Origin of the sequence: Mycobacterium conspicuum (genome assembly GCF_010730195.1) — a bacterium.
GTDB classification, from domain to species: Bacteria; Actinomycetota; Actinomycetes; order Mycobacteriales; family Mycobacteriaceae; genus Mycobacterium; species Mycobacterium conspicuum.
This window is the reverse complement of sequence record NZ_AP022613.1, coordinates 4,166,122-4,190,173: the sequence shown is the minus strand read 5'-3', so window position 1 is coordinate 4,190,173 and position 24,052 is coordinate 4,166,122. Positions and strand designations below refer to the sequence as shown.

The window sequence follows — 24,052 nt, the reverse complement described above, 5'->3', positions numbered from 1 at the left end:
CTCTCAGGCTGTGGCGGAGACCCTTCAGCAGTTACTTCGCGAGCGCCTCGAGCAGGACACACCGGCCGTCAAGTACGGCGACGCGGTCTGGACCTGGCGCGAACATCTGGCGGGCGCCACCGCCACCGCGGCGGCCCTGATCCGCGCCGCTGACCCAAACCGGCCGCTGCACGTCGGCGCGCTGCTGGGCAACACCCCCGAGATGCTCACCGCCATGGCGTCGGCCGCGCTCGGCGGCTACGTGCTCTGCGGGATCAACGACACCCGCCGCGGCGAGGCGCTGTCCCGCGACATCCTGCGCGCCGACTGTCAGATCCTGCTCACCGATCCGGCGCACAAAGAGTTGCTCGACGGCCTGGAACTACCGGGCGTCCAGGTGCTGGACGTGACCAGCGCAACGTGGTCGGCCCTGCTCGCCGACGCCGGCCCGCTGTCCCCGCACCGCGAGGTCGCGCCCACCGACACGTTCATGATGATCTTCACCTCGGGGACCAGCGGCGAGCCCAAGGCGGTGCAGATCACCCACCTGGTCGTGCTGTTCGCCGGCCTGTCGCTCATCGAGCGATTCGAGGTCACCGCGTCCGACGTCTGCTACCTGTCGATGCCGCTGTTTCACTCCAACGCGCTGATGGCGGGCTGGAGCGTGGCGGTGGGCGCCGGCACCGCCATGGTGCCCGCCACGTTCTCGGCATCCGGGTTGTTGCCCGACCTGCGCCGCTACGGCGCCACCTACATGAACTACGTCGGCAAGCCGCTGGCGTACGTGCTGGCCACGCCCGAGCGGCCCGACGACCACGACAACCCGTTGCGTGTCGCCTTCGGCAACGAGGCCAGCGATCGCGACATCGCCGCATTCAGCCGCCGTTTCGACTGCATCGTGTGGGACGGTTTCGGCTCCACCGAGGGCGCGATCATCATCACCCGCGAAGACGGCTGTCCGCCCGGATCGCTGGGCCGGGGCTTTCCCGGGGTGGGCATCTACAACCCGGACACGCTGGCCGAATGTCCCGACGCGGTGTTCGGCCCCGACGGCGCCCTGACCAACGCCGAAGAGGCGATCGGCGAGTTGGTCAACACGACGGGCGCGGGCATGTTCGCCGGCTACTACAACGACCCGGAGGCCACCGACTCGCGCGTTCGGAACGGCATGTACTGGTCGGGCGACCTGGCCTACCGCGACGCCGACGGGTGGATCTACTTCGCCGGCCGCAGCGGCGATTGGTTGCGCGTCGACGGCGAGAACATGACCACGGCGCCCATCGAACGGATCCTGCAGCGGCTGACGCCCATTAGCCAGGTCGCCGTGTATGCCGTGCCCGACGAAAACGTCGGTGACCAGGTGATGGCGGCGATCGTGCTGGCCGACGGCGCCGAGCTCACGCCCGAGGAATTCGGCGCGTTCCTGGCCGAACAGCACGACTTGTCGCCCAAGGCGTGGCCGCGCTACGTCTGGCTGACCGACCGGCTGCCGATGACCGCGACCAACAAGATCCTCAAACGGGAGCTGATCGCGCGCGGCGCGACCCCCGAAGGCGGTGTGCTGTGGACGCGCGATGCGCGGAGCAGGGTCTACACGTAGCCCGCCGGCCCGCCGGGAATGCCGCGGCGCGTCCCGCTGTTTGGGCTTGTGTAGGTTGACCTGGCATAATCGACGGTCGACCACCCCGGAACCGCCCAAGGTTCTCGGAGTTCTGCCCGGTCAGGGCGGCAAACGATCGAGAAGGACATCATGAAAGCTGACATTCACCCCGCGTACGAAGAGACGACGGTGGTGTGCGGGTGCGGCAACACCTTCCAGACCCGCAGCACCAAGACGGGCGGCCAGATCCACGTCGAGGTGTGCTCGCAGTGCCACCCGTTCTACACCGGCAAGCAAAAGATCCTCGACAGCGGCGGCCGCGTGGCCCGCTTCGAGAAGCGCTACGGCAAGCGCACCAACGCCGAAGCCAACAAATAGCTGCCTTACCGACGCCCGAACTGTGCCGCAACGTGCGCAGGCCGGGCGTCGGTTCGCGTTTGGAGGTGCGACATGACGCAGCCCGTACAGACGATCGACGTGCTGCTCGCCGAACACGCCGAGCTCGAGCAGGCGCTGGCCGATCCCGAACTGCACAGCAAGCCCGACGAGGCGCGCAAGGTCGGGCGCCGATTCGCCCGTCTCGCGCCGATCGTCGCCACCTACCGCAAACTGGCCTCGGCGCGCGACGACCTGGAGACGGCGCGCGAGCTGGCCGTCGACGACGAATCGTTCGCCGACGAGGTCGCCGAGCTGGAGTCGCGCGTCGCCGAACTGGACACCCAACTCACCGACATGCTGGCCCCGCGCGACCCGCATGACGCCGACGACATCGTGCTCGAGGTCAAATCCGGTGAGGGCGGGGAAGAGTCGGCATTGTTCGCCGCCGATCTGGCCCGAATGTACATCCGCTACGCCGAGCGACACGGCTGGACCGTGACGGTGCTGGACGAGACCACCTCGGACCTGGGCGGCTATAAGGACGCGACGCTGGCAATTTCTAATCGCAACGCGAGTGATGGCGACAGCGCCGACGGGGTGTGGTCGCGGATGAAGTTCGAGGGCGGCGTGCACCGCGTCCAGCGTGTCCCGGTGACGGAATCGCAAGGGCGCGTGCACACTTCGGCGGCCGGCGTGCTGGTCTACCCCGAACCCGAGGAAGTCGCGGAGGTGCAGATCGACGAATCGGATCTGCGCATCGACGTCTACCGGTCCTCCGGCAAGGGCGGCCAGGGCGTCAACACCACCGACTCCGCGGTGCGAATCACCCACCTGCCCACCGGGATCGTGGTCACCTGCCAGAACGAACGGTCGCAGCTGCAGAACAAGACCCGCGCCCTGCAGGTGCTGGCCGCGCGACTGCAGGCGCTCGCCGAGGAGCAGGCCCAGGCCGATGCGTCGGCCGACCGGGCCAGCCAGATCCGTACGGTGGACCGCAGCGAACGGATCCGCACCTACAACTTCCCGGAGAATCGGATCGCCGATCACCGCATCAATTACAAGGCGCACAACCTCGATCAGGTGCTCGACGGCGACCTGGACGCGCTGTTCGACGCGTTGAGCGAGGCCGACAAACAATCCCGATTGCAACAGGCCACATGAGCGATCTGCGGCAGGCGATCGACTCGGCGGCGGCGCTGCTTGCCGACGCCGGAATCGATTCCGCGCGTTGCGATGCCGAGCAGTTGGCCGCTCACCTGGCCGGGGTGGACCGCGGCCGGTTGGCCCTGCTGGACCCGCCCGGCGACGAATTTTTCGAGCGCTACCGCGAGGCCGTCGCCACCCGTTCGCGCCGCGTGCCGCTGCAACACGTCACCGGGACGGTGGCGTTCGGGCCGGTGCAGCTCCACGTCGGCCCAGGCGTGTTCATACCCCGCCCGGAGACCGAATGCCTCTTGGAATGGGTTACCGCACAACAACTTGCGCCGCGCCCGGTGATCGTCGACCTGTGTACCGGATCGGGCGCGCTGGCCGCCGCACTGGCCCACCACCGGCCCGGTGCTCGCATCATTGCCATCGACGACTCGGACGCGGCCCTGGATTATGCGCGCCGCAATACCGCGGGGACGGCGGTCGAATTGCTGCGCGCCGACGTCACCGGCGAAGGCCTGCTTCCCGAACTCGAGACACAGGTCGACGTCGTCGTGGCCAATCCGCCCTACATTCCGGACGCTGCCGAGCTGGATCCGGAAGTGGCCCAACATGATCCGCATCACGCGCTGTTTGGTGGTCCCGACGGCATGCGGGTGATCACCGCCGTCGTCGCCCTCGCCGGGCGCTGGCTGCGCGCCGGTGGCCTGTTCGCCGTCGAGCACGACGACACCACTTCAGCGAAGACGGTCGAATTGATCGACAGCTCAACGCTATTCGATGACATCCACGCCCGCCGAGATCTCGCTGGGCGGCCGAGGTTCGTCACAGCCAGGCGGCACCGGTGACTGACATCTACAACTGCGCCGACCCCGCGCAGCGTGCGCGCGGAATCGCCTCGGCGGCAGGGGCGCTCAAAAGCGGACGGCTGGTGGTCATGCCCACCGACACCGTCTACGGCCTCGGCGCCGACGCCTTCGACAGCGCCGCGGTGGGTGCGCTGTTATCGGCAAAGGGGCGGGCCCGCGACATGCCGGTGGGCGTGCTGGTGGGTTCCTGGCACACCATCGAGGGACTGGTCTACGTGATGCCGGAGGGCGCCCGCGAACTGATCCGCGCATTCTGGCCGGGTGCGCTCAGCCTGGTGGTGGAGCAGGCGCCGTCGCTGCACTGGGACCTCGGCGATGCCCGCGGCACCGTGATGCTGCGAATGCCGTTGCACCCGGTCGCTATTGAGCTGCTGCGCGAGGTGGGCCCGATGGCGGTGTCCAGCGCCAACATCTCCGGTCGCCCGCCCGCCGTCGACGTCGACGAGGCCCGCAGCCAGCTCGGCGATCTCGTCGAGGTCTACCTCGACGCGGGCCCGTCCGCGCAGCAGGCGGCGTCGACGATCGTCGACCTGACCGGCGCGACTCCGCGAATCCTGCGGGCGGGTCCGGTGAGCGCCGAGCGCATCGGCGAGGTGCTCGGCCTGGACCCCGCGAGTCTGACCGCCTGACGCCGAGCCGGTCGGCCAGCCTCTCAGTTTGGTGCAGTACGGTCTCCAGGTGTCCAGCGACATAACCAGCCTTGCCGGTGGTTTGCTCGCCCTCTCCGACCGCAGCGCCGGCGTGCCGCTCCGTGAGCTTGCCCTAGTCGGCCTGACCGCGGCGATCATCACCTACTTCGTCACCGGTCCCGTGCGGGTCCTGGCGACCAGGCTGGGCGCGGTCGCTTACCCGCGCGAACGCGACGTGCATGTGACGCCGACCCCGCGCATGGGCGGGCTGGCGATGTTTGTCGGCGTCGTCTCGGCCGTCTTTCTCGCATCCCAACTTCCGGCGCTCACCCGCGGGTTCGTCTACACCAGCGGCATGCCCGCGGTGCTGGTGGCGGGTGCGGTCATCATGGGCATCGGCTTGATCGACGACCGGTGGGGCCTGGACGCGCTGACGAAGTTCGCGGGCCAGATCACCGCGGCCAGCGTGCTGGTCACCATGGGCGTCGCCTGGAGCGTCCTGTACATCCCGCTCGGCGGCGTCGGCACGATCGTGCTGGACCAGGCGTCGTCGATCCTGCTCACCCTGGCGCTGACCGTGTCGTTCGTCAACGCGATGAACTTCGTCGACGGACTCGACGGGCTGGCCGCCGGGCTCGGACTGATCACCGCGATGGCGATCTGCATGTTCTCCGTGGGGCTGCTCCGCGACCACGGCGGCGACGTGCTGTTCTATCCGCCGGCGGTGATCTCGGTGGTGCTGGCCGGAGCCTGCCTCGGTTTTCTGCCACACAACTTCCACCCGGCCAAGATCTTCATGGGCGACTCCGGGTCGATGCTGATCGGCTTGATGCTTGCCGCCGCCTCCACCACCGCCGCCGGCCCGATCTCGCAGAACGCCTACGGCGCCCGCGACGTGTTTGCTCTGCTGTCACCCTTCCTGCTGGTGGTCGCGGTGATGTTGTGGCCGATCCTGGACCTGCTGCTGGCCATCGTGCGCCGCACCCGGGCGGGGCGCAGCGCGTTCAGTCCCGACAAGATGCACCTGCATCACCGGCTGCTGCAGATCGGTCATTCCCACCGCCGCGTGGTGCTGTTGATCTATCTCTGGGTGGGCATCGTCGCGCTGGGGGCGGCCAGCTCGATCTTCTTTAACCCCCGGGACACCGGAGCGGTGATGTTGGGGGCGATCGTCGTCGCGGGCGTCGCCACGGTGATACCACTGCTGCGCCGCCGCGACGACGACTACGAGGGCTACGACAGCGACTAGCGAACCTACGACAGACGGTAGTAGCTGAGCCCGACATATGGTACGGTGCAGGTAGAACCCCAAAAAGAACCCGGTGGGTTGCCGGTCAACCGGCCCGTCGTACGCGAATTCGGGCGGGCTGGATCATGATCGACTGACGTCGGCCGTAGGGAGCGACCCCTTGCGTTTCCTGCAAAAGCACTGCGATACGCTCGGCGGGCCACCGATCAGTCGATCGGGGGGTTCCCGCTTTATCAACCTGGGATGAGGTGCTGCAGTGACGACACCAGCGCAGGACGCGCCGTTGGTGTTTCCCTCTGTGGCTTTCCGTCCCGTCCGCCTCTTTGTCATCAGCGTTGTTATCGCCGCGGCGGCCATAGCCGCGGCCGCCCTGGCCGGTCACCCGATGGTTGGGGTGTTCTTCGGCGTGGGGCTGTTACTGGGTTTGCTCAATGCCATTTTGGTGCAGCGCTCGGTTGCATCGATCACCGCCAAAGAACATCCAATGAAAAGCTCGATGGCCCTCAATTCGGCGACACGGCTGGCCGTCATCACCGTCGTTGGGCTAATCATCGCCTTTGTTTTCCGGCACGCCGGTGGCTTAGGCGTGCTGTTCGGGCTCGCGCTTTTCCAGGTGCTGCTGGTCTTGTCGACCGCGCTGCCGGTCTGGAAGAAGCTGCGCACGGGAACCGAAACGACGGAAGGAGGGAGCGCCAGCGATGACTGAGTCCATCCTGGCCGCCCAAATCGAGGTCGGCGAGCACCACACGGCCACCTGGCTCGGCATGACCGTCAACACCGACACCATCTACTCGACCGCGATCGCCGCCGCGATCGTCATCGCGATGGCCTTCTACCTGCGCTCCAAGGTCACCTCGACCGACGTGCCGGGCGGTGTGCAGCTGTTCTTCGAAGCGATCACGATCCAGATGCGCAATCAGGTCGAAAGCGCGATCGGCATGCGTATCGCGCCCTTCGTCCTGCCGCTCGCGGTGACCATCTTCGTGTTCATCCTGATCTCCAACTGGCTCTCGGTCCTGCCGCTGCAATACGAAAAGGACGGCAAGACCACCGAACTGCTGTCATCGGCGGCCGCGGACATCAATTACGTGCTGGCGCTGGCCCTGTTCGTCTTCGTCTGCTATCACGCGGCCGGGATCTGGCGCCGCGGCATCATCGGCCACCCGATCAAGGTGCTGAAGGGACACGTCGCGGTCCTGGCGCCGATCAACGTCGTCGAAGAACTCGCCAAGCCAATCTCGTTGTCCCTCCGACTTTTCGGCAACATCTTCGCCGGCGGCATTTTGGTCGCGCTCATCGCGATGTTCCCGCCCTACGTGCTGTGGCTGCCTAACGCGATCTGGAAATCATTCGACCTATTCGTCGGTGCGATCCAGGCCTTCATCTTCGCCCTGCTGACCGTCCTGTACTTCAGCCAGGCGATGGAGCTCGAAGAAGACCACCACTGAAACCTCACGACTTACAACCCAGATATATAGGAGGAAAGAATGGCTCTTGACCCTCAAGTTGCTGCCGCTGCGCTAATCGGCGGTGGGATCATCATGGGCGGTGGCGCCATCGGCGCCGGTATCGGTGACGGCATTGCCGGTAACGCACTGATCTCAGGTGTTGCTCGGCAGCCCGAGGCACAGGGACGGCTGTTCACGCCGTTCTTCATCACCGTCGGTCTGGTTGAGGCCGCCTACTTCATCAACCTGGCGTTCATGGCGCTGTTCGTCTTCGCCACGCCCGTCGGCTAGTTCGTCGTGATGGGTGACACGACCCTGAGTGTGCTGGCATCCAGCCAGACAGTGGCGGCGGAGGGGAACAACTTTCTCGTCCCCAACGGCACCTTCTTCTTCGTGCTGGCCATCTTCTTGCTGGTGCTGGCCATCATCGGCACCTTCGTAGTGCCGTCGATTTTGAAGGTGCTGCGCGAACGCGACGCCATGGTTGCCAAGACCGCCGCCGACAACAAGAAGTCGGCGGAGCAGTTCGAAGCCGCGCAGGCCGATTACGAAGAGGCGATGAAGGAAGCCCGCGTGCAGGCGTCGTCCTTCCGCGACGATGCTCGGGCCGAGGGCCGCAAGGTCGTCGACGACGCCCGCGCTCGTGCCGAGCAGGAAGTGTTGTCGACGTTGCAGCTGGCCGCGGAGCAATTGAAACGGGAACGCGACGCCGTGGAGCTGGACCTGCGCGCCAACGTAGCCGCCATGTCGGAGACGTTGGCCAGCCGGATCCTCGGCGTCGACATCACCTCCACGGCAGCGGCGAAGTAGCACCATGTCGACATTCATCGGACAGCTGATCGGGTTCATCGCCATCGTGCTGCTGGTCTGGCGCTACGTCGTGCCACCCGTGCGCAACATGATGACGGCACGTCAGGACGCCGTTCGTCAACAGTTGAAGGACTCCGAGCAGGCCGCCGCGCGCCTCACCGAATCGACCGCGGCCCACAGCAAGGCCGTGGAAGCCGCCAAGGACGAGGCGGAGCGGATCGTCGAGGAGGCCAAGGCCGACGCGGAGCGCACCACCGAGCAAATGGAGGCGCAGGCCGGGGTAGACGCCGAACGCATCAAGGTGCAGGGCGACCGCCAGGTAGAACTGCTGCGTGCCCAGCTGACCCGCCAGCTGCGCCTGGAGCTGGGCCACGAATCCGTCCGTCAGGCAAGCGAATTGGTGCGCAACTACGTCGCCGACGCCAAGCAGCAATCCGCCACGGTGGACCGGTTCCTGGACGAACTCGACGCCATGGCGCCGGCGCCCGCCGACGTCGAGTACCCGCTGATGAAAAAGATGCGCTCGGCCAGCCGGGACGCTCTGCAAAGCCTGTCGGCCCGGTTCGCGACGATCGCCAAAGGCCTTGACAACGACGGGCTTTCCAGCCTTTCCAGTGAGCTGGTGTCGGTGGCGCGACTGCTGAAAGGCGAACTCGTCGTCACGCGCTACCTCACCGTGCCCGCCGAAGACGCGACCCCCCGGGTCCGCCTGCTGGAACGACTGGTCTCCGGTCAGGTCGGCGACGCCACGCTCGACGTGCTGCGGGCAGCCGTATCCGAGCGGTGGTCGGCCAACGCCGATCTGATCGACGCCATCGAGCACGTCTCTCGGCAGGCGCTGCTCGAAGTCGCCGAACGCGAGGATCGGGTCGACGAGGTCGAAGAGCAACTGTTTCGGTTTGCCCGGATCGTCCAGTCGCAGCCGCGCCTGGGGATTCTGTTGGGCGACTACGCCGCTCCGGCCGAGGGCCGGGTGGGGTTGGTGCGCAAGCTGCTGGCGAACGTCAGCCACGTCAACCCGGTCGCGCGCGCCCTTCTCTATCAGACCGTCGAGCTGCTGAAGGACGAGCCGGCCGAAGAGGCGCTGAAGTTCCTGGCCGACGTCGCGGTGGCGCGCCGCGGCGAAATCGTCGCGCAGGTCAGCGCGGCCGGCGAACTCAGCGATGCCCAGCGGACCCGCCTCATCGAAATCCTGAGTCGCATCTACGGCCATCCGGTGACGGTGCAGCTGCAGATCGACGCGGAGCTGCTCGGTGGCCTGCTGATCGCGGTGGCCGACGAGGTGATCGACGGGACGCTCTCGTCCCGCCTGTCCGCGGCCGAGGCTCAGCTACCCGACTAACACTCAACACACACGCACGCGAAATCAAGTAGGAAGACGAAAAGCCATGGCAGAGTTGACAATCTCGGCTGAAGACATCCAGGGCGCCATCGAGGAGTACGTAAGCTCCTTCACCTCCGACACCTCGCGCGAGGAGGTCGGCACCGTCATCGAGGCCGGCGACGGCATCGCACACGTCGAAGGCTTGCCCTCCGTCATGACCCAGGAGCTGCTCGAGTTCCCCGGCGGCGTCCTCGGTGTCGCACTCAACCTCGACGAGCACAGCATCGGCGCGGTGATCCTGGGTGACTTCGAGAAAATCAAAGAGGGCCAACAGGTCAAGCGCACCGGCGAGGTGTTGTCGGTCCCCGTCGGTGACGCGTTTTTGGGCCGCGTGGTCAACCCGCTCGGCCAGCCCATCGACGGCCGGGGCGACATCGAGACCGACACCCGTCGCGCGCTCGAGGTCCAGGCCCCGTCGGTGGTGCAGCGCCAAAGCGTGAAAGAGCCGCTGCAGACCGGGATTAAGGCCATCGACGCCATGACCCCGATCGGTCGCGGCCAGCGCCAGCTGATCATCGGCGACCGCAAGACCGGCAAGACCGCGGTGTGCGTGGACACCATCCTCAACCAGCGGCAGAACTGGGAGACCGGCGACGAGAAGAAGCAGGTGCGCTGCGTCTACGTGGCCATCGGGCAGAAGGGCACCACGATCGCCTCGGTGCGCCGCGCGCTGGAAGAGGGCGGCGCGATGGACTACACCACCATCGTCGCGGCGCCCGCGTCGGACGCCGCCGGCTTCAAATGGCTTGCGCCGTACACCGGTTCGGCGATCGCCCAGCACTGGATGTACGACGGCAAGCACGTCCTGATCGTCTTCGACGACCTGAGCAAGCAGGCCGAGGCGTACCGCGCGATCTCGCTGCTGCTGCGCCGCCCGCCCGGCCGCGAGGCCTACCCCGGCGACGTGTTCTACCTGCACTCGCGCCTGCTGGAGCGCTGCGCCAAGCTTTCGGACGACCTGGGCGGAGGCTCGCTGACCGGCCTGCCGATCATCGAGACCAAGGCCAACGACATCTCGGCCTACATCCCCACCAACGTCATCTCGATCACCGACGGGCAGTGCTTCCTGGAATCCGACCTGTTCAACCAGGGCGTCCGGCCGGCCATCAACGTCGGCGTCTCGGTGTCCCGCGTCGGCGGCGCCGCGCAGATCAAGGCCATGAAAGAGGTCGCCGGCTCGTTGCGTCTGGACCTGTCGCAGTACCGCGAGCTGGAGTCCTTCGCCGCGTTCGCCTCCGACCTGGACGCCACGTCCAAGGCGCAGCTGGAGCGCGGTGAACGGCTGGTCGAACTCCTCAAGCAACGGCAATACCAGCCGATGCCGGTCGAGGAGCAGGTGATCTCCATCTTCCTGGGCACCGGCGGTCATCTGGACTCCGTGCCCGTCGAGGACGTCCGGCGCTTCGAAACCGAATTGCTGGACCACATGCGGGCTTCCGAGGAGAAGTTCCTGGCCGGCATCCGCGACAGCCAGAAGCTCTCCGAAGAGGGCGAGAAGCAGCTCGAGGAGATCATCAACAACTTCAAGAAGGGCTTCGCCGCCTCCGACGGCGGGTCGGTGGTGCCCGACGAGCACGTCGAGGCGTTGGACGAAAAGGACCTGGAAAAGGAGTCCGTGCCGGTCAAGAAGGAGAAGCCCAAGGACTCCAAGGAGTCCAAGGGCTCCGGCTCGGACAAGAGCTCGGTTAAGAAGCAAGACAAGAAGTAGCTAACCATGGCTGCCACACTCCGCGAACTACGCGGCCGGATTCGATCGGCAGGGTCGATCAAAAAGATCACCAAGGCCCAGGAGATGATCGCGACGTCGCGCATCGGTAAGGCTCAGGCGCGGCTGGAATCCGCGCGGCCCTACGCATTTCAGATCACCTCGATGCTCACCACGCTGTCCGCCGAAGCGGCTCTGGACCACCCGCTGCTGGTCGAGCGGGCCGAACCCAAGCGGGCCGGCGTGCTGGTGGTGTCCTCGGACCGCGGCTTGTGCGGCGCGTACAACTCGAGTGTCTTCCGTCGCTCCGAGGAGCTGTTCTCCCTGCTGCGCCAGGAGGGCAAGACGCCGGTGCTGTACACGGTGGGCCGTAAGGCCAACAACTACTTCAAGTTTCGCAACTGGGACATCACCGAATCGTGGATGGGCTTCTCCGAACAACCCCAGTACGAGAACGCCGCCGAGATCGGGTCGACGTTGGTCGAGACGTTCATGAAGGGCGCCGGCGACGACGACCAGTCCGACGGCGACCAGGGCGTCGACGAATTGCACATCGTCTACTCGGAATTCAAGTCGATGATGTCGCAGGCGGCGGTGGCCCACCGCATCGCCCCGCTGGTGATGGAATACGTCGAGGACGAGCCGGACCTGCACACCCTGTACTCCTTCGAACCGGACGCGACGACCCTGTTCGACGCGCTGCTGCCCCGGTACCTGACCACGCGTGTTTACGCGGCGCTGTTGGAAGCGGCGGCATCGGAGTTGGCGTCGCGCCAACGGGCGATGAAGTCGGCCACCGACAACGCCGATGACTTGATCAAAGAACTGACGCTGATGGCGAACCGCGAGCGGCAGGCCCAGATCACCCAGGAGATCAGCGAAATCGTCGGTGGTGCAAACGCACTCGCCGACGCCAAGTAGCGCACGAGGAAGAAGAGACATGACTGCTACTGCCCAGAAGACTGAGAAGAGCAAGGACACCGACACCAGCGGCCGCGTGGTGCGAGTCACCGGCCCCGTCGTCGACGTCGAGTTCCCGCGCGGCTCCGTCCCCGAGCTGTTCAACGCGCTGCACGCCGACATCACCTTCGAGGAGCTGAAAAAGACCCTCACGCTCGAGGTTGCGCAGCACCTGGGCGACAACCTGGTGCGCACGATCTCCTTGCAGCCCACCGACGGTCTGGTGCGCGGCGTCGAGGTCACCGACACCGGAAACTCGATCTCGGTGCCGGTCGGCCAGGAGGTGAAGGGCCACGTCTTCAACGCGCTGGGCCACTGCCTGGATAAGCCGGGGTACGGAGAAGACTTCGAGCACTGGTCGATTCACCGCAAGCCGCCGGCGTTCGAGGACTTGGAGCCTCGCACCGAGATGCTCGAGACCGGCCTGAAGGTGGTGGATCTGCTCACCCCGTATGTGCGTGGTGGCAAGATCGCGCTGTTCGGCGGCGCCGGCGTGGGCAAGACGGTGCTCATCCAGGAGATGATCAACCGTATCGCGCGAAACTTCGGTGGCACTTCGGTTTTCGCCGGCGTGGGGGAGCGCACCCGTGAAGGCAACGACCTCTGGGTGGAGCTCCAAGAAGCCGACGTGCTCAAGGACACCGCGTTGGTCTTCGGTCAGATGGATGAGCCGCCCGGCACGCGTATGCGGGTGGCGTTGTCCGCGCTGACCATGGCCGAGTGGTTCCGCGATGAGGCGGGCCAGGACGTGCTGCTGTTCATCGACAACATCTTCCGGTTCACCCAGGCCGGGTCCGAGGTGTCGACGCTGCTCGGTCGTATGCCGTCGGCGGTGGGATACCAGCCCACGCTGGCCGACGAGATGGGCGAGCTGCAGGAGCGCATCACCTCAACCCGCGGCCGGTCGATCACCTCGATGCAGGCGGTCTACGTGCCCGCCGACGACTACACCGACCCGGCGCCGGCGACGACGTTCGCGCACCTGGACGCCACCACCGAGCTGTCGCGTTCGGTGTTCTCCAAGGGCATCTTCCCCGCGGTGGACCCGCTGGCCTCCAGCTCGACGATCCTGGACCCCGGTGTCGTCGGTGACGAGCACTACCGCGTGGCGCAGGAAGTCATCCGAATTCTGCAGCGCTACAAGGACCTTCAGGACATCATCGCGATCCTCGGTATCGACGAGCTGTCCGAAGAGGACAAGCAGCTGGTGCAGCGGGCTCGACGCATCGAGCGGTTCCTGTCGCAGAACATGATGGCCGCCGAGCAGTTCACCGGTCAGCCGGGTTCGACGGTTCCGGTGAAGGAAACCATCGAGGCCTTCGACAAGCTGACCAAGGGCGACTTCGACCACATCCCCGAGCAGGCGTTCTTCCTGATCGGCGGGCTCGACGACCTGGCTAAGAAGGCTGAGAGCTTTGGCGCCAAACTCGAATCCTGATGCCGAGCCGAAAGGTGTTATGGCATGGCTGAATTGAACGTCGAGATCGTCGCCGTCGACCGGAAAATCTGGTCGGGCGAGGCGACGTTCGTCTTCACCCGCACCACCGTCGGGGAGATCGGCATCCTGCCCCATCACATCCCGCTGGTGGCCCAACTGGTCGACGACGCGATGGTGCGCGTCGAACGCGACGGCGACGACGATCTGCGGGTCGCGGTGGACGGTGGCTTTTTGTCGGTGACCGAGGAGGGCGTCACCATCCTCGCCGAGTCCGCCGAATTCGAGTCGGAGGTCGATGAGTCAGCGGCCCGGGAGGACTCCGAGTCCGACGACCCGAAGATCGCCGCGAGAGGTCGTGCCAGACTGCGCGCCGTCGGCGCGCTCGACTAACCGACTCGGACAAGGCCATGAGCGCGCCCATGATCGGCATGGTCGCGCTCGTCGTCGTGCTGGGGGCGGCCGTTCTGGCCCTCAGCTATCGGTTGTGGAAGCTGCGGCAGGGCGGAACCGCCGGGATCATGCGGGACATCCCCGCGGTCGGAGGTCATGGCTGGCGGCACGGGGTGATCCGCTATCGCGGGGGTGAAGCCGCGTTCTACCGGCTGTCCAGCCTGCGACTGTGGCCGGACCGCCGGCTCAGCAGACGAGGCGTGGAGATCGTCGCCCGGCGCGCGCCACGCGGCGACGAGTTCGACATCATGACCAACGAGATCGTCGTGCTCGAACTGCGTGACTCGACGCAGGAACGTCGAAGTGGCTACGAGATCGCACTCGACCAAGGGGCGTTGACCGCGTTCTTGTCCTGGCTGGAGTCGCGACCGTCACCGCGGGCCCGTCGCCGCAGCGTCTAGGACGCTAGCCGCGCCGAAACTGCAATCAGCGCTTGATTTTTGGCTTGAATTCGCTCTGGACGCAGACTCGATGGCTTATGGCTTGCCCGCGCCGCCGCCGGGCTGCCAGAGCACATCACCATCGGGATTGGCCGCCCGCGACAGGATGAAGAGCAAGTCCGACAACCGGTTTAGATACTTGGCCGGCAACACGCTGACGCCGTCGGGGTACGCGTCGACCGCGGCCCACGCCGACCGCTCGGCTCGACGCGCCACCGTGCGGGCGACATGCAGCAAGGCCGATAACGGCGAACCACCCGGCAGCACAAAGGAATTCAGCGCAGGCAGGGGTTCGTTGTATTTGTCGCACCACGCCTCAAGCCGGTCAATGTAGGCCTGCGGCACTCGCAGGGGCGGGTGTTCGGGGTTTTCCGCCACCGGGGTCGACAGGTCCGCGCCGGCGTCGAACAAGTCGTTCTGGATCTGGCGCAGCACACCGGTGATTTCGTCGTCGGGCCGGCCGAGGGCGATCGCGACGCCGATCGCCGAGTTGGCCTCGTCGCAGTCCGCATAGGCGATCAGGCGAAGGTCGTTCTTGGAGACCCGTGAGAAATCGCTCAATCCCGTCGTTCCGTCGTCACCGGTTCGGGTGTATATGCGGGTCAGATGTACGGCCATGAGCGAAACGGTACTCGGCAGGACTTGCCTCCCTGACAAGCCGATACCGCTTCACTAGACTGACCCGGGTGGCCGAGCGATTCGTGGTGACCGGCGGCAACCGGTTAGCGGGCGAAGTCGCTGTGGGGGGCGCCAAGAACAGCGTGCTCAAGCTGATGGCCGCCACGCTGCTGGCCGAAGGCACCAGCACCATCACCAACTGCCCCGACATCCTCGATGTGCCGCTGATGGCGGAGGTGCTCCGCGGCCTGGGGGCCACCGTCGAGCTCGACGGTGACGTCGCCCGCATCACCTCACCCGACGAACCCAAGTACGACGCGGATTTCGCCGCGGTCCGGCAGTTCCGGGCCTCGGTCTGCGTGCTCGGACCGCTGGTCGGGCGCTGCAAGCGGGCCAAGGTCGCGCTGCCCGGCGGCGACGCGATCGGATCGCGTCCGCTGGACATGCACCAGGCGGGTTTGCGGCAGCTCGGTGCGCAATGCAACATCGAGCACGGGTGCGTGGTGGCTACCGCAGATACGTTGCGCGGGGCGGAGATTCAGTTGGAATTCCCGTCGGTGGGAGCCACCGAGAACATCCTGATGGCCGCCGTGGTGGCCGAGGGTGTCACCACAATACACAACGCGGCACGCGAACCCGACGTCGTCGATCTGTGCACCATGCTGAACCAAATGGGCGCGCAGGTCGAAGGCGCGGGCTCACCCACGATGACGATCACCGGCGTTCCGCGGCTGCACCCCACCGAGCACCGGGTGATCGGAGACCGCATCGTCGCCGCCACTTGGGGCATCGCCGCGGCGATGACCCGTGGCGACATCACCGTCACCGGCGTCGATCCGGCGCACCTTCAGGTGGTGCTGCACAAACTGCACGACGCGGGTGCCACCGTCACCCAGACCGACAGCAGTTTCCGGGTAACCCAGTACGAGCGCCCGAAGGCGGTCAATGTCGCGACGCTGCCGTTTCCCGGGTTTCCCACCGATCTGCAGCCGATGGCGATCGCGCTGGCGGCGATCGCCGACGGCACATCGATGATCACGGAGAACGTCTTCGAGGCGCGGTTCCGGTTCGTCGAGGAGATGATCCGGCTCGGTGCGGACGCCCGCACCGACGGGCACCACGCCGTCGTGCGGGGCCTGCCCCAACTCTCCAGCGCGCCGGTCTGGTGTTCGGACATCCGGGCCGGCGCCGGACTGGTGCTCGCCGGCCTGGTCGCCGACGGTGACACCGAGGTCCACGACGTCTTCCACATCGACCGCGGCTACCCGTTATTCGTCGAGAACCTGGCGTTTTTGGGAGCGGAGATCGAACGTGTACAGTAAGCGCTGCCCGACTGAAGCGGTCACCGCACAGGATGGCCGAAACCGGGCCTTGACGCCCCTACCAGAGCTGTATTAAGCTGGCAGGGTTGCCCGGAATCGGGCGAAAACAAGCAAGTGTGTTGTTTGAGAACTCAATAGTGTGTTTGGTGGTTTCATTTATTTTGTTGTTGTTTTTTGACCACACCTAGCACTCCCCGTGTGTGGGTGTGGTGGTTTCTATGGATGCCAGTTATTGGTGTCCTTTTGTTAGGTCAGATTTTCTCTGATTCGAAATTCACCTCGTTCGCGAGGAGTTTTTGTTTGGAGAGTTTGATCCTGGCTCAGGACGAACGCTGGCGGCGTGCTTAACACATGCAAGTCGAACGGAAAGGCCCCTTCGGGGGTACTCGAGTGGCGAACGGGTGAGTAACACGTGGGTGATCTGCCCTGCACTTCGGGATAAGCCTGGGAAACTGGGTCTAATACCGGATAGGACCACTTGGCGCATGCCTTGTGGTGGAAAGCTTTTGCGGTGTGGGATGGGCCCGCGGCCTATCAGCTTGTTGGTGGGGTCACGGCCTACCAAGGCTCCGACGGGTAGCCGGCCTGAGAGGGTGTCCGGCCACACTGGGACTGAGATACGGCCCAGACTCCTACGGGAGGCAGCAGTGGGGAATATTGCACAATGGGCGCAAGCCTGATGCAGCGACGCCGCGTGGGGGATGACGGCCTTCGGGTTGTAAACCTCTTTCACCATCGACGAAGGTCCGGGTTTTCTCGGATTGACGGTAGGTGGAGAAGAAGCACCGGCCAACTACGTGCCAGCAGCCGCGGTAATACGTAGGGTGCGAGCGTTGTCCGGAATTACTGGGCGTAAAGAGCTCGTAGGTGGTTTGTCGCGTTGTTCGTGAAAACTCACGGCTTAACTGTGAGCGTGCGGGCGATACGGGCAGACTGGAGTACTGCAGGGGAGACTGGAATTCCTGGTGTAGCGGTGGAATGCGCAGATATCAGGAGGAACACCGGTGGCGAAGGCGGGTCTCTGGGCAGTAACTGACGCTGAGGAGCGAAAGCGTGGGGAGCGAACAGGATTAGATACCCTGGTAGTCCACGCCGTAAACGGTGGGTACTAGGTGTGGGTTTCCTTCCTTGGGATCCGTGCCGTAGCTAACGCATTAAGTACCCCGCCTGGGGAGTACGGCCGCAAGGCTAAAACTCAAAGGAATTGACGGGGGCCCGCACAAGCGGCGGAGCATGTGGATTAATTCGATGCAACGCGAAGAACCTTACCTGGGTTTGACATGCACAGGACGCTGGTAGAGATATCAGTTCCCTTGTGGCCTGTGTGCAGGTGGTGCATGGCTGTCGTCAGCTCGTGTCGTGAGATGTTGGGTTAAGTCCCGCAACGAGCGCAACCCTTGTCTCATGTTGCCAGCGGGTAATGCCGGGGACTCGTGAGAGACTGCCGGGGTCAACTCGGAGGAAGGTGGGGATGACGTCAAGTCATCATGCCCCTTATGTCCAGGGCTTCACACATGCTACAATGGCCGGTACAAAGGGCTGCGATGCCGCAAGGTTAAGCGAATCCTTTAAAGCCGGTCTCAGTTCGGATCGGGGTCTGCAACTCGACCCCGTGAAGTCGGAGTCGCTAGTAATCGCAGATCAGCAACGCTGCGGTGAATACGTTCCCGGGCCTTGTACACACCGCCCGTCACGTCATGAAAGTCGGTAACACCCGAAGCCAGTGGCCTAACCCTTTGGGAGGGAGCTGTCGAAGGTGGGATCGGCGATTGGGACGAAGTCGTAACAAGGTAGCCGTACCGGAAGGTGCGGCTGGATCACCTCCTTTCTAAGGAGCACCACGAGAAACACTCCAATTGGTGGAGTGTGAGCCGTGAGGGGTTCTCGCCTGTAGTGGGCGAGGGCTGGGTGCACGACAACAAACGAAACGCCAGACACACTATTGGGTCCTGAGGCAACACCCTTGTTTGGACCTTCGCGGGTCAAGGGAGTTGCCCCTCCATCTTGGTGGTGGGGTGTGGTGTTTGAGAACTGGATAGTGGTTGCGAGCATCAAATGGATGCGTCTCTTCGGAGGCGTGTTCGTTAATGCAATTTCTTCTTTGGTTTTTTGTAGTGTTTGTAAGTGTCTAAGGGCGCATGGTGGATGCCTTGGCATCGAGAGCCGATGAAGGACGTGGGAGGCTGCGATATGCCTCGGGGAGCTGTCAACCGAGCGTGGATCCGAGGATTTCCGAATGGGGAAACCCAGCACGAGTGATGTCGTGTTACCCGCACCTGAATATATAGGGTGCGGGAGGTAACGCGGGGAAGTGAAACATCTCAGTACCCGTAGGAGAAGAAAACAATTGTGATTCCGCTAGTAGTGGCGAGCGAACGCGGAACAGGCTAAACCGCATGCATGTGTAACCGGGTAGGGGTTGTGCGTGCGGTGTTGTGGGAGGATACATCTCAGCTCTACCTGGCTGAGGGGCAGTCAGAAAGTGTCGTAGTTAGCGGAAGTGGCCTGGGACGGTCCGCCGCAGACGGTGAGAGCCCGGTACGCGAAAACCCGGCACCTGCCTTGTATCAATTCCCGAGTAGCAGCGGGCCCGTGGAATCTGCTGTGAATCTGCCGGGACCACCCGGTAAGCCTAAATACTTCTCGATGACCGATAGCGGATTAGTACCGTGAGGGAATGGTGAAAAGTACCCCGGGAGGGGAGTGAAATAGTACCTGAAACCGTGTGCCTACAAGCCGTCAGAGCCTCTTCGTGGGGTGATGGCGTGCCTTTTGAAGAATGAGCCTGCGAGTCAGGGACACGTCGCAAGGTTAACCCGTGTGGGGTAGCCGCAGCGAAAGCGAGTCTGAATAGGGCGATTTAGTGGCGTGTTCTGGACCCGAAGCGGAGTGATCTACCCATGGCCAGGGTGAAGCGCGGGTAAGACCGCGTGGAGGCCCGAACCCACTTAGGTTGAAGACTGAGGGGATGAGTTGTGGGTAGGGGTGAAAGGCCAATCAAACTCCGTGATAGCTGGTTCTCCCCGAAATGCATTTAGGTGCAGCGTTGCGTGTTTCACCACGGAGGTAGAGCTACTGGATGGCCAATGGGCCCTACTAGGTTACTGACGTCAGCCAAACTCCAAATGCCGTGGTGTATAGCGTGGCAGTGAGACGGCGGGGGATAAGCTCCGTACGTCGAAAGGGAAACAGCCCAGATCGCCGGCTAAGGCCCCTAAGCGTGTGCTAAGTGGGAAAGGATGTGCAGTCGCAAAGACAACCAGGAGGTTGGCTTAGAAGCAGCCACCCTTGAAAGAGTGCGTAATAGCTCACTGGTCAAGTGATTGTGCGCCGATAATGTAGCGGGGCTCAAGCACACCGCCGAAGCCGCGGCAACCGCAAGGTTGGGTAGGGGAGCGTCCCCCATGCTGCGAAGCCTCCGGGTAACCGGTGGTGGAGAGTGGGGGAGTGAGAATGCAGGCATGAGTAGCGATAAGGCAAGTGAGAACCTTGCCCGCCGTAAGACCAAGGGTTCCTGGGCCAGGCCAGTCCGCCCAGGGTGAGTCGGGACCTAAGGCGAGGCCGACAGGCGTAGTCGATGGACAACGGGTTGATATTCCCGTACCCGTGTATGAGCGCCCGTGATGAATCAACTCTGCTAACCACCCAAAAGGTGGTCTATCAATCCCTTCGGGGTGCGAGGATCGCCCGCTGCGTGGGACCCGGGTTGGTAGTAGTCAAGCAATGGGGTGACGCAGGAAGGTAGCCGTACCAGTCAGTGGTAATACTGGGGCAAACCTGTAGGGAGAGCGATAGGCAAATCCGTCGCTCATATTCCTGAGAGGTGACGCATAGCCGATTGAGGCGAATTCGGTGATCCTCTGCTGCCAAGAAAAGCCTCTAGCGAGTTCACACACGGCCCGTACCCCAAACCGACACAGGTGGTCAGGTAGAGCATACCAAGGCGTACGAGATAACTATGGTTAAGGAACTCGGCAAAATGCCCCCGTAACTTCGGGAGAAGGGGGGCCGGCTTACCGTGAACAGCCTTGCGCTGGGAGCGGGAACCGGTCGCAGAAACCAGTGAGAAGCGACTGTTTACTAAAAACACAGGTCCGTGCGAAGTCGCAAGACGATGTATACGGACTGACGCCTGCCCGGTGCTGGAAGGTTAAGAGGACCCGTTAACTCGTAAGGGTGAAGCGGAGAATTTAAGCCCCAGTAAACGGCGGTGGTAACTATAACCATCCTAAGGTAGCGAAATTCCTTGTCGGGTAAGTTCCGACCTGCACGAATGGCGTAACGACTTCTCAACTGTCTCAACCATAGACTCGGCGAAATTGCACTACGAGTAAAGATGCTCGTTACGCGCGGCAGGACGAAAAGACCCCGGGACCTTCACTACAACTTGGTATTGGTGTTCGGTACGGTTTGTGTAGGATAGGTGGGAGACTGTGAAGCCTTAACGCTAGTTAGGGTGGAGTCGTTGTTGAAATACCACTCTGATCGTATTGGACACCTAACGTCGAACCGTATATCCGGTTCACGGACAGTGCCTGGTGGGTAGTTTAACTGGGGCGGTTGCCTCCTAAAATGTAACGGAGGCGCCCAAAGGTTCCCTCAACCTGGACGGCAATCAGGTGTTGAGTGTAAATGCACAAGGGAGCTTGACTGCGAGACCTACAAGTCAAGCAGGGACGAAAGTCGGGATTAGTGATCCGGCACCCCCGAGTGGAAGGGGTGTCGCTCAACGGATAAAAGGTACCCCGGGGATAACAGGCTGATCTTCCCCAAGAGTCCATATCGACGGGATGGTTTGGCACCTCGATGTCGGCTCGTCGCATCCTGGGGCTGGAGCAGGTCCCAAGGGTTGGGCTGTTCGCCCATTAAAGCGGCACGCGAGCTGGGTTTAGAACGTCGTGAGACAGTTCGGTCTCTATCCGCCGCGCGCGTCAGAAGCTTGAGGAAACCTGTCCCTAGTACGAGAGGACCGGGACGGACGAACCTCTGGTACACCAGTTGTTCCACCAGGAGCACCGCTGGATAGCCACGTTCGGACAGGATAACCGCTGAAAGCATCTAAGCGGGAAACCTTCTCCAAGATGAGGCTTCTCACCCTTTTAGAGGGATAAGGCCCCCGGCAGATCACCGGATTGATAGGTCAGACCTGGAAGCCCAGCAATGGGTGCAGGGAACTGGCACTAACCGGCCGAAAACTTACCAACACACATATCGCAACCACTTATCCATTTCTCGCCGCAAGGCGTGAAATGCCACACCCCCCACCAGTACTCTTGAATGAGAAATTAAATAGAGTTACGGCGGTCACAGCGACAGGGAAACGCCCGGTCCCATCCCGAACCCGGAAGCTAAGCCTGTCAGCGCCGATGGTACTGCCCAATTCGGGTGGAAGAGTAGGACACCGCCGAACATACAAAAACACCCCCGGTTCTCCGGGGGTGTTTTTGCATTCCGGGCACCCGTGACTCCCACCCCACCCCCCGGCGAGCGTGCGTGTTTGCGCGGCGACTCGCTGGTCACGCCGGCATTCTGCGCACGCTCGCGCCCAGATCTCAGTCGAAGAGCGTCAAACTCGTCGCCGCGCGCCGTCTCTCCAATTCGAGCAGGGTTTGTTTGCGTTCCAGACCACCGCCGTATCCCGTCAGGCGTCCGCTGGCGCCGATGACGCGATGACACGGAACGACGATGGCGATCGGGTTGTGGCCGTTGGCCAGCCCGACAGCACGCGCGGAGCCGGCCGCACCGATCTGCTCGGCGATCTCGCCGTAGGAGCGGGTCTCCCCGTACGGGATCGTCAGCAGCGCCTTCCAGACGCGCTGCTGAAACTCGGTGCCCCGCAGATCGAGCTGGAGATCGAAGTCGGTGAGCTCGCCGGCGAAATACGCGCCGAGTTGGTCGACGGCGTCGGGGAATGCCCCGGGGTCGGACGACCAGTCGGCGCGGCTGGGCTCGTAGGTTTGGTCGACCATCCGCAGGTTGGTCAGAACCGAGCCGCGGCCCGCCAGTGTTAAGGGTCCGATCGGGCTGTCGATGGTGCGGTAGTGGATCATGCAACCTCCTGGGGTGGCCACTGGTTTACCGGATGGACCAGGGTGGTCCATAGATGTTGGACGGCGTACGAGCGCCAGGGGCGCCACGCGGTGCTGCGTTCGGTCAGCGCCTTTTGCTCGCCGGGCAGGCCCAGCTGCTCGGCGGCCAACCGAAGGCCGAGGTCGCTGGCCGGGAACGCGTCCGGGTCGCCTAGGCCGCGCATGGCGATCACCTCCGCGGTCCATGGGCCCACGCCGGGCAGGGCCAGCAGCTGCCGGCGGGCGCTATTCCAGTCGCACCCGGCGTCAATGGCGATGCTCCCGTCGGCGAGGCCGGCGATCAGGGCGGTGACCGTTCGCTGTCGTGCTTTGGGGACCGCCAGATGGACCGGATCGATCTCGGCGAGCTGTTCGACCGACGGGAACGCGTGCGTCAACGCACCCTCGGGGTCTCGGACGGGCGGCCCGTACGCGCTGACCAACCTGGCGGTATGCGTGCGCGCGGCCTTCATCGACACTTGTTGGCCCAACACCGCACGGATGGCCAGTTCGGCCTCGTCGACGGTGCGCGGAATGCGCTGTCCGGGCGCCTTGGCAATCACCGGGGCCAGGTCGGGATCGCGGCCGAGCGCCTCGACCACCGCCTCGGGGTCGGCATCGAGGTCCAGCAGCCGCCGGCAGCGAGCGATCGCGGTGGTGAGATCCCGGAAGTCCTCGAGGGTGAGGACACAACGGACGTGATCGTCCGCCGGCGTCAGGGAGACCACCCCGCTCCCGGAGGGAAGCCGCAGGCTGCGTCGGTACGCGCCGTCGCGGACCTCTTCGCAACCCGGCACCGCGCCGGCGGCCAGATGACCGAAAACGCCTTCGAATGCGAACGGTGCCCGGACCGGCAATCGGAGCGTCACCGTTCCGGGCGTGCCCACGCCGGGTCCGAATCGGGCGGCTGCGTGCTTGCGCAGCGTCGTCGGGGTGCTTTCGAACACCAGCCGAACGGTGTCGTTGAACTGGCGGATGCTGGAAAACCCCGCCGCGAACGCGACGTCGCCGAACGGTAGTTGCGTGGTTTCGATCAGCACCCGTGCGGCCTGCGCCCGTTGCGCGCGGGCCAGCGCCAGCGGCCCCGCGCCCACCTCGGCCTGCAGGAGCCGCTCCAACTGCCGGGTGGTGTAGCCAAGTTGGCGCGCCAGGCCGCCGACGCCGTCACGGTCCACCGTGCCGTCGGCGATGAGCCGCATGGCGCGCGCGACGACGTCGCCGCGTACGTTCCACTCCGGGGAACCCGGAGATGCATCGGGACGGCAGCGTTTGCACGCGCGGAATCCCGCCCGCTGCGCTGCGGCCGCCGTCGGGTAGAACCGGACGTTACGTGCGAAGGGCGGCCGCACCGGGCAGCTGGGCCGACAGTAGATTCGCGTGGTCAGCACCGCGGTGACGAACCAGCCGTCAAACCGGGCGTCCTTGGACTGGACCGCGCGGTAGCAGTGGTCGAAATCCTCGTGCATGCTTCCACAGTTACACCTACCCACCGACAAAACTGGCGGAAAAGCGACATCGCAGTCTGGGGCCCTTCGCCTGGCGCCGGCGCCCAACGG

General features: G+C 64.3%; 20 protein-coding genes and 3 rRNA genes. 20 read left to right on the top strand and 3 right to left on the bottom strand.

Translation table 11 applies throughout. The features are described from left to right. Positions 1 to 10: 10 nt before the first annotated feature. The 16 genes from fadD1 (at position 11) to G6N66_RS19150 (ending at position 14,449) form a co-directional block, all read left to right on the top strand. Entirely contained in the window at positions 11 to 1,579 is a 1,569-nt protein-coding gene (gene fadD1 / locus G6N66_RS19225) for a fatty-acid--CoA ligase FadD1 (RefSeq protein ID WP_085233245.1), read from the top strand. 150 nt (positions 1,580 to 1,729) lie between these two features. After that, on the top strand, positions 1,730 to 1,957 hold the full coding sequence (gene rpmE, locus G6N66_RS19220) for a 50S ribosomal protein L31 (RefSeq protein ID WP_085233244.1): 228 nt from the start codon (positions 1,730 to 1,732) through the stop codon (positions 1,955 to 1,957). A 72-nt stretch (positions 1,958 to 2,029) separates the two neighbouring features. Next, entirely contained in the window at positions 2,030 to 3,118 is a 1,089-nt protein-coding gene (gene prfA, locus G6N66_RS19215) for a peptide chain release factor 1 (protein WP_085233243.1), read from the top strand. Then, complete coding sequence (gene prmC / locus G6N66_RS19210) at positions 3,115 to 3,954, top strand: peptide chain release factor N(5)-glutamine methyltransferase (protein ID WP_085233242.1); 840 nt, start codon at positions 3,115 to 3,117, stop codon at positions 3,952 to 3,954. Before prfA ends, prmC begins: the two co-directional genes overlap by 4 nt. Next, positions 3,951 to 4,604 (top strand): L-threonylcarbamoyladenylate synthase, encoded by a 654-nt coding sequence (locus G6N66_RS19205; RefSeq protein WP_085233241.1) that lies wholly within the window; start codon positions 3,951 to 3,953, stop codon positions 4,602 to 4,604. Before prmC ends, G6N66_RS19205 begins: the two co-directional genes overlap by 4 nt. A gap of 31 nt (positions 4,605 to 4,635) precedes the next feature. Further along, positions 4,636 to 5,853 carry a glycosyltransferase family 4 protein gene (locus G6N66_RS19200; RefSeq protein WP_139825238.1) on the top strand — a complete coding sequence of 406 codons (1,218 nt, stop codon included), beginning with the start codon at positions 4,636 to 4,638 and terminating at the stop codon, positions 5,851 to 5,853. Positions 5,854 to 6,109: 256 nt separating this feature from the next. Continuing rightward, positions 6,110 to 6,559, top strand: coding sequence for an ATP synthase subunit I (locus G6N66_RS19195; protein ID WP_085233240.1), 450 nt, complete (start codon positions 6,110 to 6,112; stop codon positions 6,557 to 6,559). Continuing rightward, complete coding sequence (gene atpB / locus G6N66_RS19190) at positions 6,552 to 7,301, top strand: F0F1 ATP synthase subunit A (protein ID WP_085233239.1); 750 nt, start codon at positions 6,552 to 6,554, stop codon at positions 7,299 to 7,301. Before G6N66_RS19195 ends, atpB begins: the two co-directional genes overlap by 8 nt. 39 nt (positions 7,302 to 7,340) lie before the next feature. After that, a complete protein-coding gene (locus tag G6N66_RS19185; RefSeq protein WP_085233238.1) occupies positions 7,341 to 7,592 on the top strand; it encodes a F0F1 ATP synthase subunit C in 252 nt (83 codons plus the stop codon). A gap of 9 nt (positions 7,593 to 7,601) precedes the next feature. Continuing rightward, entirely contained in the window at positions 7,602 to 8,111 is a 510-nt protein-coding gene (locus tag G6N66_RS19180; protein ID WP_085233237.1) for a F0F1 ATP synthase subunit B, read from the top strand. A gap of 4 nt (positions 8,112 to 8,115) precedes the next feature. Then, positions 8,116 to 9,453, top strand: a complete 1,338-nt coding sequence (locus tag G6N66_RS19175) for a F0F1 ATP synthase subunit B/delta (RefSeq protein WP_085233236.1) — start codon at positions 8,116 to 8,118, stop codon at positions 9,451 to 9,453. 46 nt (positions 9,454 to 9,499) lie between these two features. Continuing rightward, on the top strand, positions 9,500 to 11,203 hold the full coding sequence (atpA, locus tag G6N66_RS19170) for a F0F1 ATP synthase subunit alpha (RefSeq protein ID WP_085233235.1): 1,704 nt from the start codon (positions 9,500 to 9,502) through the stop codon (positions 11,201 to 11,203). Positions 11,204 to 11,209: 6 nt separating this feature from the next. Beyond that, complete coding sequence (locus G6N66_RS19165; protein WP_085233234.1) at positions 11,210 to 12,121, top strand: F0F1 ATP synthase subunit gamma; 912 nt, start codon at positions 11,210 to 11,212, stop codon at positions 12,119 to 12,121. A 19-nt stretch (positions 12,122 to 12,140) separates the two neighbouring features. Further along, positions 12,141 to 13,598 carry a F0F1 ATP synthase subunit beta gene (atpD, locus tag G6N66_RS19160; protein WP_085233233.1) on the top strand — a complete coding sequence of 486 codons (1,458 nt, stop codon included), beginning with the start codon at positions 12,141 to 12,143 and terminating at the stop codon, positions 13,596 to 13,598. Positions 13,599 to 13,622: 24 nt separating this feature from the next. Beyond that, positions 13,623 to 13,988 carry a F0F1 ATP synthase subunit epsilon gene (locus tag G6N66_RS19155; protein ID WP_085233232.1) on the top strand — a complete coding sequence of 122 codons (366 nt, stop codon included), beginning with the start codon at positions 13,623 to 13,625 and terminating at the stop codon, positions 13,986 to 13,988. A gap of 17 nt (positions 13,989 to 14,005) precedes the next feature. After that, a complete protein-coding gene (locus tag G6N66_RS19150) occupies positions 14,006 to 14,449 on the top strand; it encodes a DUF2550 domain-containing protein (protein WP_085233231.1) in 444 nt (147 codons plus the stop codon). Between the two features lie 75 nt (positions 14,450 to 14,524). Here G6N66_RS19150 and G6N66_RS19145 read toward each other — a convergent pair whose 3' ends face one another. Beyond that, on the bottom strand, positions 14,525 to 15,106 hold the full coding sequence (locus G6N66_RS19145) for a cob(I)yrinic acid a,c-diamide adenosyltransferase (RefSeq protein ID WP_085233230.1): 582 nt from the start codon (positions 15,104 to 15,106) through the stop codon (positions 14,525 to 14,527). A gap of 68 nt (positions 15,107 to 15,174) precedes the next feature. On the opposite strand from G6N66_RS19145, the gene murA reads away from it, so the two are divergent. From murA to rrf, 4 genes are all read left to right on the top strand, one after another. Further along, complete coding sequence (gene murA, locus G6N66_RS19140) at positions 15,175 to 16,428, top strand: UDP-N-acetylglucosamine 1-carboxyvinyltransferase (RefSeq protein ID WP_085233229.1); 1,254 nt, start codon at positions 15,175 to 15,177, stop codon at positions 16,426 to 16,428. Positions 16,429 to 16,725: 297 nt separating this feature from the next. Beyond that, positions 16,726 to 18,256: ribosomal RNA gene (locus tag G6N66_RS19135) — 16S ribosomal RNA — on the top strand. A 290-nt stretch (positions 18,257 to 18,546) separates the two neighbouring features. Further along, a 23S ribosomal RNA gene (locus tag G6N66_RS19130) occupies positions 18,547 to 21,632 on the top strand. A 92-nt stretch (positions 21,633 to 21,724) separates the two neighbouring features. Continuing rightward, positions 21,725 to 21,838 (top strand): 5S ribosomal RNA (gene rrf, locus G6N66_RS19125). Together the 16S, 23S and 5S rRNA genes form the textbook arrangement of a ribosomal RNA operon. Before the next feature lie 142 nt (positions 21,839 to 21,980). Here the strand turns inward: rrf and G6N66_RS19120 are convergent. Together G6N66_RS19120 and G6N66_RS19115 are read right to left on the bottom strand one after the other, a co-directional pair. Further along, on the bottom strand, positions 21,981 to 22,478 hold the full coding sequence (locus tag G6N66_RS19120; RefSeq protein WP_085233228.1) for a methylated-DNA--[protein]-cysteine S-methyltransferase: 498 nt from the start codon (positions 22,476 to 22,478) through the stop codon (positions 21,981 to 21,983). After that, positions 22,475 to 23,962: a DNA-3-methyladenine glycosylase 2 gene (locus tag G6N66_RS19115; protein WP_085233227.1), complete on the bottom strand. Its 1,488-nt coding sequence runs from the start codon at positions 23,960 to 23,962 to the stop codon at positions 22,475 to 22,477. The genes G6N66_RS19120 and G6N66_RS19115 overlap by 4 nt, the downstream gene beginning before the upstream one ends. Positions 23,963 to 24,052: the final 90 nt, after the last annotated feature.

Excerpts from the sequence above, each read along its gene's own strand:
- rpmE (WP_085233244.1), top strand. The coding sequence starts at position 1,730 with ATGAAAGCTGACATTCACCCCGCGTACGAAGAGACGACGGTGGTGTGC.
- prfA (WP_085233243.1), top strand. The coding sequence starts at position 2,030 with ATGACGCAGCCCGTACAGACGATCGACGTGCTGCTCGCCGAACACGCC.
- prmC (WP_085233242.1), top strand. The coding sequence starts at position 3,115 with ATGAGCGATCTGCGGCAGGCGATCGACTCGGCGGCGGCGCTGCTTGCC.
- atpB (WP_085233239.1), top strand. The coding sequence starts at position 6,552 with ATGACTGAGTCCATCCTGGCCGCCCAAATCGAGGTCGGCGAGCACCAC.
- G6N66_RS19185 (WP_085233238.1), top strand. The coding sequence starts at position 7,341 with ATGGCTCTTGACCCTCAAGTTGCTGCCGCTGCGCTAATCGGCGGTGGG.
- G6N66_RS19180 (WP_085233237.1), top strand. The coding sequence starts at position 7,602 with ATGGGTGACACGACCCTGAGTGTGCTGGCATCCAGCCAGACAGTGGCG.
- G6N66_RS19175 (WP_085233236.1), top strand. The coding sequence starts at position 8,116 with ATGTCGACATTCATCGGACAGCTGATCGGGTTCATCGCCATCGTGCTG.
- atpA (WP_085233235.1), top strand. The coding sequence starts at position 9,500 with ATGGCAGAGTTGACAATCTCGGCTGAAGACATCCAGGGCGCCATCGAG.
- G6N66_RS19165 (WP_085233234.1), top strand. The coding sequence starts at position 11,210 with ATGGCTGCCACACTCCGCGAACTACGCGGCCGGATTCGATCGGCAGGG.
- atpD (WP_085233233.1), top strand. The coding sequence starts at position 12,141 with ATGACTGCTACTGCCCAGAAGACTGAGAAGAGCAAGGACACCGACACC.
- G6N66_RS19155 (WP_085233232.1), top strand. The coding sequence starts at position 13,623 with ATGGCTGAATTGAACGTCGAGATCGTCGCCGTCGACCGGAAAATCTGG.
- G6N66_RS19150 (WP_085233231.1), top strand. The coding sequence starts at position 14,006 with ATGAGCGCGCCCATGATCGGCATGGTCGCGCTCGTCGTCGTGCTGGGG.
- G6N66_RS19145 (WP_085233230.1), bottom strand. The coding sequence starts at position 15,106 with ATGGCCGTACATCTGACCCGCATATACACCCGAACCGGTGACGACGGA.
- G6N66_RS19120 (WP_085233228.1), bottom strand. The coding sequence starts at position 22,478 with ATGATCCACTACCGCACCATCGACAGCCCGATCGGACCCTTAACACTG.
- G6N66_RS19115 (WP_085233227.1), bottom strand. The coding sequence starts at position 23,962 with ATGCACGAGGATTTCGACCACTGCTACCGCGCGGTCCAGTCCAAGGAC.